We start from the raw sequence: 13176 nt of genomic DNA on the forward strand, positions 1-13176 counted from the left end.
ATAAAGTATTACTATTATGTATGGAATAGGGGTTAGGGTTGTTATGGAAAATTTCGATAAGATGATGGAGATGATCGGGCTGATGTTCGATGGCGCAGGCCTTACGCTCGAGATATTCTTCACGACGCTCGTGTTCACGCTTCCACTGGGGTTATTGGTCGCGCTGATCCGATTGTCTAAGTTCCGTCCGCTCAGTTTTTTGATGGAAGTGTACATCTGGCTGATGCGCGGTACGCCGCTGATGCTTCAGCTTTTGTTTATCTATTATGCGCTGCCGATCGTGGCTGATATTCGCTTGCCTGATTTCAGTGCGGCGATCATCGCGTTCGTCCTCAACTATGCGGCATATTTTGCAGAGATCTTCCGCGGTGGTATCCAGTCGATCGAACGCGGTCAGTATGAGGCGGCCAAAACGCTCGGTATGACGTACGTGCAGACGATGCGCCGTATTGTCTTGCCGCAGGTCATCAAACGTGTTCTTGCTCCTGTCAGCAACGAGACGATCACGCTTGTCAAAGATACATCGCTCGTCTATGTTTTGGCGATGAACGATCTTTTGCGTACGGCAAGAACGATCGTACAGCGTGAGTTCGATATGACGCCGTTCTTGGTCGCGGCGATCTTCTATCTCGTGATGACGCTTGTCTTGACGAAGGTCTTTAAGAAATTGGAACAGCATTATGCTGTCTATGATGAGTGAGGGATGCGCTTTGGAGATGATTAAGGCGGTAGGTATCCGCAAGAGTTTTAAAGATGTCGAGGTCTTAAAGGGCATCGACTTGACGGTCAATAAAGGCGAGGTCATCGCCATTATCGGTACATCCGGTTCGGGTAAAAGTACGTTTCTTCGCTGCTTGAATCGCTTGGAGGTCATCACGGGCGGTTCGGTCACGATCGAGGGCGAACAGCTGGCGGGCGAGGAAAACGGCCGCGTCGTTTATGCGAGCGAATCGGAAGCGCGCCGCATCTGCTCGAAGATGGGGATGGTGTTTCAGCAGTTTAATTTGTTCCCGCATATGACGGTCATGGAGAATCTTATCGAAGCGCCGATGATCGTGAAGAAGATGAAACGCGAAGAGATCGAGCCGATCGCTAAGGAGCTTCTTGCCAAGGTCGGTCTGTCAGCGAAGGCTGACAGTTATCCGTCGCAGCTGTCGGGCGGTCAGAAACAGCGTGTGGCGATCGCGCGTGCGCTTGCGATGTCACCTGATATCATGCTGTTTGATGAACCGACGTCGGCACTCGATCCCGAGCTTACGGTCGAGGTATTAAAGACGATCCGCGACTTGGCGAAAGAGAAAATGACGATGGTCATCGTAACGCACGAGATGGCGTTCGCGCGTGAGGTCGCTAATCGCGTGTTGTTCGTAGACGGCGGCCGCGTCGTCGAAGAAGGATGCCCCGAGGAGATCTTCGGCAATCCGAAACAAGAGAGAACGAGAGCGTTCCTCAACAATATGTTATAAAAAACGTATTTCCCCGTATCGCCTGTGTGGTGGTGCGGGGATTTTTTTGTATATTCCGAGTGTGTTACATCATGACCGAAAAACAGGAAAAAACAGATGAATGTATATTGGAAAATGAAAGTTGTATTTTCGCATAATACAAATAAGGAAAAATTCTGCTTTTTCGCTGAAAATATGTTGCAACAATGCGTAAGTATTGATAAAATGAAGGTGGTAACGTAACACTAATGTAACGTAGTGTGTAATAGATGGGGGTACGTGATGATCAGAGAAAGAAGAAGTAAAGAGAAATTGAATGCGTACTATAATAAATTCATCGATTTTGGCGTGATGGATCCAAACGTCCATCCGTGGGTAGCGCAGTCATGGCAAGAGAGTCGTACACTTGGGGTATTGCCCGATCGTATGCCGAAACTGGTACAATGGTCGAAGGAAGAGCTCGCCGAGAAGCAATCGCTTCATGCGGCGGCGATCGAATACGTGACGGATTTTTATCAGAATATCCACGAGTTTTTCTCGAGCTATAATATGAGTCTTTTATTGTTGGATGCAGACTGCTATGTCCTCAAGAGCTATTCGCTTCCGTTCTATCAGAGAACGCCGGGGCAGACGGAGGGTGCGCGTTTGTCGATGAAGGATATCGGCACGTCGAGTATTAGTCTGACGCATCGCCATAAGGTGCCGTTCCTTTTGTTTGGGCCCGAGATGTGGATACGCGAATGTCAGATGGGCGATGCTTGTTCGGTGCCGATCATGGTTGACGGCAAGCTCGGATATATCCTGACGCTCGTGGCAGTGGAGCAGAATGCACTTCCGTATACGGCGCTCGTGTCACTCATGCTTTCGATGCGGATGTCGATGGAGCGTCATCTTGATATGATACAGACGCTCAAGGCAAGACAAGCTATCTTGGATGCCGCGCCGATCGCGGTATATCACATTTTGCCGAATGGTGAGGTCGCGTATACGAACAAGATGGGCAGAAGCAGACTTGCGCTCATCCATACGGATAATGACAGTTTGCCGAATCTCAACGATGCGGTGCTGAATTATCATCATACGCCGATCTATCAGGGGTTCAAGGGTATTCCTTGCTATAATAAGGAAATTACGTGGATCACCGAAAAACGAACGTATGAAGATATTACGACGGTCGTCCCGCTTGAAGGTCAATCGGGCGGAGATATCTCGGGCGTCGTAACGGTCACGATGCCGATCGAGGATCTTCGTATGCTGGTCGCGCATGCTGTCGGTTATACGGCGAAATACAGCCTTGCCAGCATGGTCGGCTCGAGCCAGACGTTTACGGCGATGTGGGAAAAAGCATCTCGCGTTGCGAAAAACGAGAATCATATCCTTCTGCAAGGGGAAGGCGGTACGGGCAAACAGCGTCTTGCGCACGGTGTTCATCAGGCAAGTACGCGGGCGGCAGGGCCTCTCATCACGCTTCGCTGCGGTGACCTTCCGCAGGAGATCTTGGAAGAAGAACTGTTCGGTACGGCAGAACGTGAAGATGTCGGTCGCCCCGGTAAGCTCGAGCTTGCCAACGGCGGTACGCTTTTCATGGACGAGATCGAAAAACTTCCGCGCAGTGTTGCTATCATGTTAGCAGAGGCGCTGATGTCGCACACGATGCGCCGAATGGGCGACCGTGTGAACAGAACGATCAATGTGCGTATCATTGCGGCAAGCGACTGCGACCTCAAGCGATTGACGGAACGCGGCGGATTCGACGAAAGCCTTTTCCGTATCATCAGCAAAAATACGCTTCGTGTACCGCCGCTTCGTGCGCGTGTATCGGATATCCCGAGCTTGGCGGCGCATATTATTCGCGAGCTGGCACAACAGCACGCGATGGCTGAAAAAACGCTTGCCGAAGATACGAAGAAGCTTCTCATGTCGTATGAATGGCCGGGCAATATCAAGCAGCTGCAGGAAGTCGTCGAGCATGCTTATTTCAATACGGCAGGCTCTGTCATACAAGCCGACGATATCAATCTGATGGGCGATGTGAAGCCCGATATGTCGTGGAAAGAAGATCGCGACGTATTCGAACGTGTCTGGAAGGCGGCGGGCGGTAATGTCAGCCGTATGGCGAATATGCTCGATGTCAGCCGTGTGACGCTGTATCGTTACTTGAAAAAATACGGAATTGAAAAGAAATAGAAAAAGGATTGGGTGAATAGCGTGCGTTTACGGAAAAAACCGTGGGTGAAAGATGCGATTTTGGATTATGCGGATTTTGTAAGACAAGAGGTAACAGAAGAAGCGAAAGGGAAGTGGGCAGACGATTTCGGCCGCACAGCACCGCTTCATGTAGAGCTTGGCTGTGGGAAAGGGGATTTCATCACGGGTATGGCGGCGCGTCATCCCGAGATCAATTTCATCGGTATCGAAGCACAGCTCGATGTCCTCTATGCGGCGGCAAAAAAAGTGCATGAAGCAGGTCTTACGAATGTGCGCCTGTTGGTGTTCAATATCGAAGGCATCACGAATATCTTCGAAGAAAGCGAAGTCGATCGCTTCTATATCAACTTCTGCGATCCGTGGCCGAAAGCGCGCCATGCGAAACGTCGTCTGACATATCGTACATTCCTTGAAAGATATCGCGGTCTTCTGAAAAAAGGCGGTGAGATACATTTCAAGACGGACAACAGACCGCTCTTTGATTTCTCGCTGGAGGAATTCGAAGCAGTCGGCTGTCGCGTAGAAGATATCTCGTATGACCTTCACAGCGAAGATCGTCCCGACAATATCAGAACAGAATACGAAGAGAAGTTCAGCGCAAAAGGGTTTAAGATCAACCGCTGCGAAGTGAGCTTCGACTGACAAAACGTGTGCATCATCATATACTACACAAAGATGATCCGAAAGGAAGTGTAGTGTGATGGGGCACACGTTTCTTTTTAGAAGTGAGCCGAAGGGGCGATGTGACAGTCTTGATTGGTGGCTGTCTATCCTTTCTGCCGATGCGATGCTCCTGTCAGAAGCGGCAGGCGGCTCGCGCTCGCTTGCCAAGCTGTCGGAATCGCTTGAAACGCTTGCGGTGGAGCGCAGGCGCAAAGGGCGGGAAACGTATCGCGAGCGCGCAGTAGAGCAGATAGAGAAGCTGGCGGCGTGCACAGCTGCCATGACAGCGGAGCGGGGACATGCGCGTATCTACCCGTCGCTGGCGCGCCATCTGGAGAAAAAAACGCAGTATGCGCGTTATCTAACAAGGCAGAGTGATGCACCGCTCGTCTGCGGAGCGTCTGCGATGAGAGAGGTGTCGTTTGGGTTGTCGCTCGTTTCTGACACGGCACAGCTTTGTCCGCAGTATCTCGATCCGTCGGAGCGTATGATGATGAAGAAGGCGCATGAGATGCGCGAGATGCTCGAAGATAAGCGGTCGCGTGCATTCGTGTGCGAGATGGGACGCGGTGGGTGCCTTCCGTTTTTGGCGGAGGCCGATGAGGCGGTCACCGAGTATCGGCGATTTTTACGTGAGTTGAGCGCGCGGGCAGAAGAGAAAAGACTTTCCTCTGTATTCCCGCCATCGTTTCTCGTATGGGCAGACGGTACGTGCGCGCTCGTCCACCGCCTTTTGAAACGGCTCATAAGCGGGAAGTCTGTGTTGGGCGTTGCGGAAGAAGAGGAGGCCGTATCATCCGATGAAGTGATGCGGACAGCACCGCTCATGCCGATGACGATACTGGCAGAACATAGTGGGGCGGAAGCTGTGCGCGAAGAGCTTGTGACGGAAGAAGTGGCTGCGGAAGGCGAAACGGTGTTTGAAAAAGTGCCTGCAGAGAAAGAGGTTTGCGAGGAGTGCGCAGAGGGACTGACCGATGAGGTGACGACAGAGCTGGCTGTTATAGAAGTCCCTGCTTTACCGGTACCACCTGCCGAGGAAGTGCTTGCCCAAAAAGATGGATCGCCGGCGTTTGAGAAGATATATGCAAAGGCGAGCGACTATAAGAATGTCGTAGAGAAGGCGGTCAAAAAAAGTCGCGAGAATAGTGCGCGTATGCCCAGACCGCTCGGCAAAAGACGATAAAAAAGAACGACCGATACGGTCGTTCTTTTTTATGTCGGGGGGAGTATGGCGATCTGATGGAACAGCTCGTGTGCGCAGATGCTGATAGAGAGGAGCTTTTCGTTGACGAGATCGACGAGCGAAAGGTCGGCGAACATGTTGCTTGTCGCGATGGCGAATCGTTCATCGGGCAGAAGATACAGATGGCTGATGCTGCGTCCGAGCGAATATGAGCCTGTGATATCGCCTGTGTGGCGGTCTATCTTCGTAACGGTGCCTGTCGCTTCGCTGACAAGACAGAACGTATCGCCGAGCGCAAGAACGCTGTACGGATCGGCGGTAATGCCTCGCATCTGCGGCGACTTGAGAGAGATCGTCGTAACAGAGGGGGAGGGGGCGTCGGTCGGTATGAGGTGAAGTCCTTCGCCGCATTGCTTGCCGTTCGTGAACGGGCAGAGGAGCGTAGTGCCTGTTATTGTCGCTGACGGCACTGTGCCGTCCAAACGGTGCTCGGAAAGTATGGTGCCGTCTTTTTTATGTAGTGCGCAGACGGTGCCGCCCTCTGTTTCCCAGACGGAGGCGAGATATGTGCCATGCACCAGCGCACGGCAGATGTGCGGTGATGAACCGAGTGAAGACAGTTTGCCCGAATCGAGGTCAAGTCGGTAGAGTGTGTGGCGGGCAGACGCAAGATAGCAGGCGTTCTCGTTTTGTACGGGACAGACGGCAGTCATCGTCGGCAGGGTGACAGGCTGACGTGCCCATGTGCCCTTGCGGAGCGTGTAGACAGAGCCGTCGGTCTTTCCGTTGGCAAAGAAAAAGACGCCTTTTTCGGAAGAAACCAGTGCAAGCGGGCGGTACGTGTGCGGGAGCGGTCTGCGAAAAAGTACGGCTCCGCTCGCGGTGTTTAAAAGGAGCAGGGCATTGTCGGTGCGGTCGAATACGGCAAGACGGCAGGGCGGTAAAAGCATGCGGATCACCTCGCGGAAAAGTAAGAATAAATTACTGTATGATATTCGCAGATGGTGCGATTTGCTTATTGAAAGGCGGTGCGTAGGTTGGTATAATTTACAGGTACGGGACTTATCCGTTCAAGGAGGAAACAACTAATACTATGAGATCGATATTAAATTTATTTCACGATAACGGGCAAGGCGTTTTGTTGAGCGTACTTGCACTCATTATATTCGGCGCGATCAACATTTACAGCGCCAGCTATGTCGCAAGCGGCAGCGGTATGGCTATCAAACAGGCGTTGTGGGCGATCATCGGCTGCGGTGCGATATATATTTTCAGCAAGGTGAACTATTGGCGCACCGAGAATTGGGGGATGGCGTTTACGATCCTTTCTATCGCACTGTGTATACTGGTGCGATTGACGGGCGAGGAGATCAATGGCGCGCGTCGCTGGCTCGATCTCGGGATCATCCAGTTCCAGCCGTCGGAGATCGCAAAGCTTGCATCGGCGATGCTGGCGGCGACCTATATCGGCCAAACGCTCCGTCGCGGAGGCTCGATCAAGCTGATCAGCAAAACGATGGGCGCGATCCTTGCTATGGGCGTTATCATCTTGCTTCAGCCTGATATGGGAACAGCAGCGATCGTTATTGCTATCGGGGTTGCCTTGTTTTTCATGGGAGGGTTGAATTCCAAGCAGGTGCGTGCATTGGTCGGTGTGGTCGCGGCGAGTGTCATCGTATGTATCATGTTCGCACCGTATCGAATGATGCGTGTGCTCGTCTGGCTCGGTATCGAAGAGAACAGAGATATCGAGTATCAAGCCAGTCAGGCGAAGATGGTCATCGGATCGGGCGGATTCGGCGGTGCCGGCTGGGGCGGCGGTCTTAGTAAGTACAGCTATCTTCCGGAATCACATACCGACTTTGCGTTTGCCGTATTCTGTGAAGAGTGGGGGTTCATCTTAACGGTATTATGCATCGTCTTGCCGTTCGTTTTGTTTACGCATCACGGATTCCGTATTGCCAAGCAGACGGAAGATCATTACGGTAAGATGCTTGCCTTGGGGATGACACTTCTTATCAGCGGACAGGCATTGTCCAATATGCTGATGGTCATGGGCTCGCTCCCTGTTATCGGGGTGCCGTTGCCGTTTATCAGCTATGGTGGTACGTCGCTCGTCATCAATATGGTGTGTGTCGGGATCCTGCTTAGTATCCATCGGAAGAATAAGAGCCTCGAACGAGCCAAGCTGAAGCGCGAACAAGCTGAAGCGAACGATCAGCAGGTCGTAATAACGGAATCAAAAGAATAGATATCGCAGATCAAAAAGAGAGATGGTAAGGGCCATCTCTCTTTTCGTTGTAGCAGGGGGACTTTTCGCCTCATATGATACGGTAGTTTGAAGAAAAAGGAGGTTTGCCGTATGTCGGAAACGATGCGGGCGAAAGGCTTTATCAGCGAAGAGTCTATCTTAGACCTTGCCTCGGCCTCGGAAGACGGATGTGCATTCAGCGTGGTAAAGAGCCAGCAATTCGCGCACGTATATATGCCGATACAGATGTATCAGCGGTCGCTGCCGCTCAAGGAAGCGCTCGTCAAAGGGACGCTGTTCCCGGAACTCTGGGGTGTCTATCCGATCCCCGAATGAAAGGAGGAAACTTGATGGAACGGGAAAAACAGTCTTCGATGCTGAGGAGGATACAAGAGGTGCAGTTCGCGGCGCATGAGCTGGGACTTTATCTCGATACGCATCCGAATGACAGCGCGGCACTCGTCGATTTTGAAACGGTGAACGAAAAGCTCCGCAAGATGGTACGTGAGTATGAGCGTCAATGCGGGCCGATGTTCTCGGTCGGTCAGACGATACGGTCGCAAGAAACGTGGCTCTGGGCAGAAGGCCCGTGGCCGTGGGAAATGTAGGAGGGAAATGCGATGTGGGTCTATCAACGATGTTTACAGCGCCCTGTCAAGGTAACGCGTCCCGATGTCAAGTTCGCCAAGCTCGTCGTAGCGCAATACGGCGGGCCAAACGGTGAGCTGTCGGCATCGCTTCAATATATCAATCAAAGGTACGCCATGCCGACAAGCAGGGCGAAGGCGATCCTCACCGATATCGGTACGGAAGAATTGGCACATCAGGAGATGGTCGCAACGATCGTCTACAAGCTGACCGAAGGCGCGTGCGAGAAGGATTTTGTCGAAGCAGGCTGGGGCGCGCATTGGACACAGCACGGTAAAGGCCTCTACTGGGAAGATGCGAACGGTGTACCATGGAGTGCTAAATAGACGGTCTGCGCAAGTGCGGTGTATCGTGTATACATTTCCGCAACGGTTGTATTTTTTATCAAAATCAATTAAAATAGAAGGGATATATAGCAGATTCATGTAGGAGGAAGCGATTGTGGAAGAAAGACGATATTGTTCCCATTGCTGGACATTGGTTCCTGCCAGTGAGAAGACATGTACGAACTGTGGCAAAGAACTTCCGCCGGAGATCCCGGCAGAGGAATTTATGATGGAAGAAACGCTCGTTGATAAGTATTTTTCGCTCCGCGGAAGATTGGCGCGAAAAGCATTCTTCGTGCGCAACGTGATCTATACGGCGATCATCGCAGTGCTCAATTATCTGTTCATGCCGGGCGGTCTGGAGATCTTCTTAAACGGCGGTCCCGCGCTCTTTATGAAATGGCTCATCCTGCCGACGAGTACGGGCATCGACCCGATGCTTCTCCCGAGCCGCGGTGCGATGGCTATCATTCTCGTCGTTTCACTCTTTTTGATACTCGGTCAATGGACGCTGACGATCCGTCGCTGCCACGACCTCGGTCACGACGGCAAGATGTCGCTTCTCTATTTCGTACCGGTGATCAATGTCTTTTTCTGGTTATATCTGATCCTGCGCAAGGGCACAGAAGGGCCGAACCGCTACGGTGAAGAAGCGTAGTCGTCACAAATACAGATGTCAACTGAGGATGGCTCTTTGTCCTTGCAGTCGTTGCTCAATCGTATTATAATTTGATTAGAAGCAGCCGCTTGAGGGGAAAGAAACTCTCACTAAACCTAACAATAGGAGCGAATAAAATGAACAATTTGGTAGCAGAAATCAAACGTTTGAAACAAGAACGCAACGCTGTTATCTTGGCACATATCTATCAGCCTGCCGAGATCCAAGATATTGCGGATTTTATCGGAGATTCGCTTGATCTTTCTCGTCGTGCGGCAGAAACGGATGCCGATGTGATCGTATTCTGCGGTGTGCATTTCATGGCAGAAACGGCAAATATCTTGTCGCCCGATAAGATCGTACTCCTTCCCGATATGACGGCGGGATGCGAGATGGCTGACATGATCACGGCGGAAGAACTCGCGGCAAAACGCGCCGAAAATCCCGATGCAGTTGTCGTATCGTATGTCAATACGACGGCGGCTGTCAAAGCACTTACCGATATTTGCTGTACCTCGGCAAATGCGGTACAGATCGTAGAATCGATCCCGAAAGACAAAGATATCATTTTCGCCCCCGACCGCAATCTCGGCGGTTATATCGCGAAATCGACGAACCGTACGATGGATTTGTGGGACGGTTGCTGTCCGATCCATCACGCGATTTCCGCAGAAGCTGTGCTTGAAGCGAAAAAAGCGCATCCGAATGCGCTCGTACTTGCACATCCGGAATGCAATGATGAGGTATTGGCACTTGCCGACCATATCAATGGCACGATGGGTCTTGTTCGCTACGCAGAAGCAAGCGATGCGGATGAGTTCATCGTCGTAACGGTCAAAGGCACGCTCCATCAGATGAACAAGCGTTGCCCGAATAAATCGTTCTATCTGGCAAGCGAAATGCTCGATTGCCATAATATGAGTAATAATACGCTCGAAAAAGTGAAAACTGCACTCGAAACATTGTCGCCGCAGGTCGTTGTGCCGGAAGATGTCCGCGTAAAAGCGAAAGCCTGCCTCGAAAAAATGTTGGATGTGTGCCGCTAGGAGTGAGCGTAAATGCTGCGTCGATATATCACGAATTTTGATAGTGAACAAATAGATAAAAAAGAGACAGATTGTCTTATCATCGGTGGTGGTGTCGCAGGACTGGCGACGGCTTGGTATGCTTCGCAGGCAGGCCTTAATGTAACAGTCGCTGTTCGCGATACGATGCTCGACAGCAATACGAACAAGGCACAGGGTGGTATCGCTGTTGCGCTCGGGGAAGATGATTCCTTGGATCTTCATATCGAAGATACGCTGATCGCAGGTGCAGGTCTTTGCACGGAAGATATCGTCGCGCTCGTCGTCGACGAAGGTCGAAAAGCGGTGCTCGATCTTATCAAGCTCGGCGCCAAGTTCGACCATGACGAAAACGGCATCTGTCTCGGCAGAGAAGGCTGTCACTCGAGAAGCCGCGTTATCCATGCGCAGGGCGATGCGACAGGCAGAGAAGTCGTGCGTGCGCTTCTCGCTCGTGTGCGTGAAGAAAAGCGTATCACGCTCAGAGAGCATCTTTACGCCGTCGATATCTTAACGACCGATTCGGTCTGCGAAGGCGCGCTCTTCATGCGTGAGGACGGTACGAAAGAGATCATTCGTGCTAAGACGGTCGTACTTGCCACAGGCGGTCTTGGTCGCCTGTATCTTCATACAACGAATCCCGAAGGTGCGACAGGTTCTGCGCTCTCCATGGCGTATCGTGCAGGCGCATCTTTGATGGATATGGAATTTGTCCAGTTCCACCCGACGGCACTTGCCATCGAAGGACTGCCGAACTTCCTCATTTCCGAAGCCGTTCGCGGCGCGGGCGGCCTCTTGCGCAATGCAGAAGGCAACCGCTTCATGCCGCGTTTTCATAAAATGGAGGAGCTTGCTCCGCGTGACGTCGTCGCACGTGCCATCTATCACGAGATGCAGCGTGCCGATATGCTCTCCGTATCGCTCGATGTCAGCCAAATAAAAGATTTTACAGCTCATTTTCCGACGATCACAGCCTCGTGCAAAGAGTACGGACTGAATCTGCCGGAAGATATGATTCCCGTAGCACCTGCCGCACATTATATGATGGGCGGTGTTCAAACAGACCAATTCGGTGAAACGAGCGTCAATCGCTTGTTCGCCTGTGGTGAGGCCGCTTGTACAGGCCTTCATGGTGCGAACCGCTTGGCATCGAATTCGCTTCTTGAAGGGCTTGCGTTCGGTAAACGGATCGCAGAAACGATCGCAAGACGAGGCTACTCGTCCACGAGAACGACCCGTTGGTACTTTGATAAGCTAAGTGATGAACCTTGTCCTGTCGATACGGTGGCAGAAACGCATCAACTGAAACTGACCATGACGAAACAGCTCGGCCTTATTCGCCAGCAGCAAGGTCTGGCGCGTGCACAGGACTATTTCGCAAACATGGCCAAAGTACTCAAAGCATACGATATGCGGACGAAAGAACAGATGGAGCTCTTCGGTATGCTTCAGACAGGCAGTCTCATTTGTCTGGCGGCATCGATGCGTCAAGAAAGTCGCGGCGGGCATTATCGCAGTGATTATCCGCAGACGATGGAACTGTGGCGCAAACATCTGATCTTACAGAAATAGGAGGCGAGGGAATATGTATCTTTCGATGAGAGCATTACAACCTAAGATCATAGAATGGTTAAACGAGGACGTCGGCAGTGGTGACATTACGACGGAAAATATCATCCCGCAGCAAGCTAAAACAGTCGGCCTCATTCAAGCAAAACAGCGCGGTATCGTAGCCGGTATCAACGTGGCAGGTCTCGTTTTCACGACGCTTGCTCCCGATATCGAATTCACGCCGATGGTAGAAGACGGCGACGAAGTGGAGCCGCATACGGTGCTTGCGAAAATAGAAGGCGATGCGCACGTTATCTTGACAGGCGAACGTCTTGCACTCAACCTTCTGCAGCATATGAGCGGTATCGCAACGCTTACATCGTCGTACGCACGTCTGGCTGAAGGAACGAAAGCGCACGTCGTTGATACGCGCAAAACGCTCCCCGGCCTTCGTATGCTTGAAAAATATGCGATCCGTGTCGGCGGCGGCCGCAACCATCGCATGGGTCTTTATGATGCCGTTATGATAAAAGATAACCATATCAAGGTAGCGGGCGGTATCAAAGAGGCTGTTCAGATGACGAGAAACGAGATATCCCATACCGTCAAGATCGAAGTCGAGACCGAAACGCTCGACCAGGTCAAAGAAGCACTCGAAGCAGGTGCAGACATCATCATGCTCGACAACATGTCGATCGAAATGATCGAAGAAGCAGTTCGCCTCATCGACGGTCGTGCTATCGTCGAAGCATCGGGCGGTGTTACGAAAGAACGCTTGCCTGCCATTGCAAAAGCAGGTGTTGACATCATCAGCGTCGGTGCGCTGACGAACTCGGCACCGATCCTTGATATCAGCCTTGATATCGGCGAGATCAAATACTAAGACAAGACAAAGCCCTTCCCATGCGGAAGGGCTTTTTGTATCGCAAAGCATCATCTCGGATATACTGACCGAGAGGTGATATGATGAGCGGAGATAAACTTGTCATCATTGATATGCAGAAGGTGTATGAAACAGGTGCGCCGTGGGCATGCGAGAAGTTCGACGAAGTGTGCGAGCGTATCGTGCGACTTATCGAAACGGGCAGATTCGCCGATATCTGTTTCACGCGATTCGTTCTGCCTGACGTACCGCAGGGGTCGTGGAGGCGGTATCGGGCAAAATATATAGATATC

15 protein-coding genes are annotated in these 13176 nt (G+C 51.7%); 14 read left to right on the forward strand and 1 reads right to left on the reverse strand.

From position 1 onward, the window contains the following. Window positions 1-64: 64 nt before the first annotated feature. The 5 genes from IJN28_00125 to IJN28_00145 all read left to right on the forward strand — a co-directional run bounded on the left by IJN28_00125 (window position 65) and on the right by IJN28_00145 (window position 5502). The gene (locus IJN28_00125; protein MBQ6712176.1) at window positions 65-700 is read left to right on the forward strand and encodes an amino acid ABC transporter permease; all 636 of its coding nucleotides are present in this window, start codon (window positions 65-67) and stop codon (window positions 698-700) included. Window positions 701-716: 16 nt separating this feature from the next. Further along, window positions 717-1466 carry an amino acid ABC transporter ATP-binding protein gene (locus tag IJN28_00130; protein MBQ6712177.1) on the forward strand — a complete coding sequence of 250 codons (750 nt, stop codon included), beginning with the start codon at window positions 717-719 and terminating at the stop codon, window positions 1464-1466. A 261-nt stretch (window positions 1467-1727) separates the two neighbouring features. Continuing rightward, window positions 1728-3632, forward strand: a complete 1905-nt coding sequence (locus IJN28_00135; GenBank protein MBQ6712178.1) for a sigma-54-dependent Fis family transcriptional regulator — start codon at window positions 1728-1730, stop codon at window positions 3630-3632. Between the two features lie 21 nt (window positions 3633-3653). Further along, the gene (trmB, locus tag IJN28_00140; GenBank protein ID MBQ6712179.1) at window positions 3654-4295 is read left to right on the forward strand and encodes a tRNA (guanosine(46)-N7)-methyltransferase TrmB; all 642 of its coding nucleotides are present in this window, start codon (window positions 3654-3656) and stop codon (window positions 4293-4295) included. Between the two features lie 58 nt (window positions 4296-4353). Further along, window positions 4354-5502 (forward strand): hypothetical protein, encoded by a 1149-nt coding sequence (locus tag IJN28_00145; protein ID MBQ6712180.1) that lies wholly within the window; start codon window positions 4354-4356, stop codon window positions 5500-5502. A gap of 29 nt (window positions 5503-5531) precedes the next feature. Here IJN28_00145 and IJN28_00150 read toward each other — a convergent pair whose 3' ends face one another. Next, window positions 5532-6452, reverse strand: coding sequence for a hypothetical protein (locus tag IJN28_00150; GenBank protein MBQ6712181.1), 921 nt, complete (start codon window positions 6450-6452; stop codon window positions 5532-5534). 143 nt (window positions 6453-6595) lie between these two features. On the opposite strand from IJN28_00150, the gene IJN28_00155 reads away from it, so the two are divergent. The 9 genes from IJN28_00155 to IJN28_00195 form a co-directional block, all read left to right on the forward strand. Beyond that, complete coding sequence (locus tag IJN28_00155; GenBank protein MBQ6712182.1) at window positions 6596-7753, forward strand: rod shape-determining protein RodA; 1158 nt, start codon at window positions 6596-6598, stop codon at window positions 7751-7753. A 111-nt stretch (window positions 7754-7864) separates the two neighbouring features. Continuing rightward, window positions 7865-8089, forward strand: a complete 225-nt coding sequence (locus tag IJN28_00160) for a spore coat associated protein CotJA (GenBank protein ID MBQ6712183.1) — start codon at window positions 7865-7867, stop codon at window positions 8087-8089. Between the two features lie 14 nt (window positions 8090-8103). Further along, window positions 8104-8361 (forward strand): spore coat protein CotJB, encoded by a 258-nt coding sequence (locus IJN28_00165; protein MBQ6712184.1) that lies wholly within the window; start codon window positions 8104-8106, stop codon window positions 8359-8361. Between the two features lie 12 nt (window positions 8362-8373). After that, on the forward strand, window positions 8374-8727 hold the full coding sequence (locus IJN28_00170) for a manganese catalase family protein (GenBank protein ID MBQ6712185.1): 354 nt from the start codon (window positions 8374-8376) through the stop codon (window positions 8725-8727). 115 nt (window positions 8728-8842) lie between these two features. Continuing rightward, window positions 8843-9385: a zinc-ribbon domain-containing protein gene (locus IJN28_00175; GenBank protein MBQ6712186.1), complete on the forward strand. Its 543-nt coding sequence runs from the start codon at window positions 8843-8845 to the stop codon at window positions 9383-9385. Between the two features lie 137 nt (window positions 9386-9522). Continuing rightward, window positions 9523-10431 (forward strand): quinolinate synthase NadA, encoded by a 909-nt coding sequence (gene nadA, locus IJN28_00180; GenBank protein MBQ6712187.1) that lies wholly within the window; start codon window positions 9523-9525, stop codon window positions 10429-10431. A 15-nt stretch (window positions 10432-10446) separates the two neighbouring features. Then, window positions 10447-12021 carry an L-aspartate oxidase gene (nadB, locus tag IJN28_00185; protein ID MBQ6712188.1) on the forward strand — a complete coding sequence of 525 codons (1575 nt, stop codon included), beginning with the start codon at window positions 10447-10449 and terminating at the stop codon, window positions 12019-12021. Window positions 12022-12034: 13 nt separating this feature from the next. Beyond that, a complete protein-coding gene (nadC, locus tag IJN28_00190; GenBank protein MBQ6712189.1) occupies window positions 12035-12883 on the forward strand; it encodes a carboxylating nicotinate-nucleotide diphosphorylase in 849 nt (282 codons plus the stop codon). 83 nt (window positions 12884-12966) lie between these two features. Continuing rightward, the coding region (locus IJN28_00195; GenBank protein ID MBQ6712190.1) for a hypothetical protein at window positions 12967-13176 on the forward strand (210 nt) is incomplete at its 3' end.

The organism is Selenomonadales bacterium (genome assembly GCA_017442105.1).
Classification (GTDB): domain Bacteria; phylum Bacillota; class Negativicutes; order RGIG982; family RGIG982; genus RGIG982.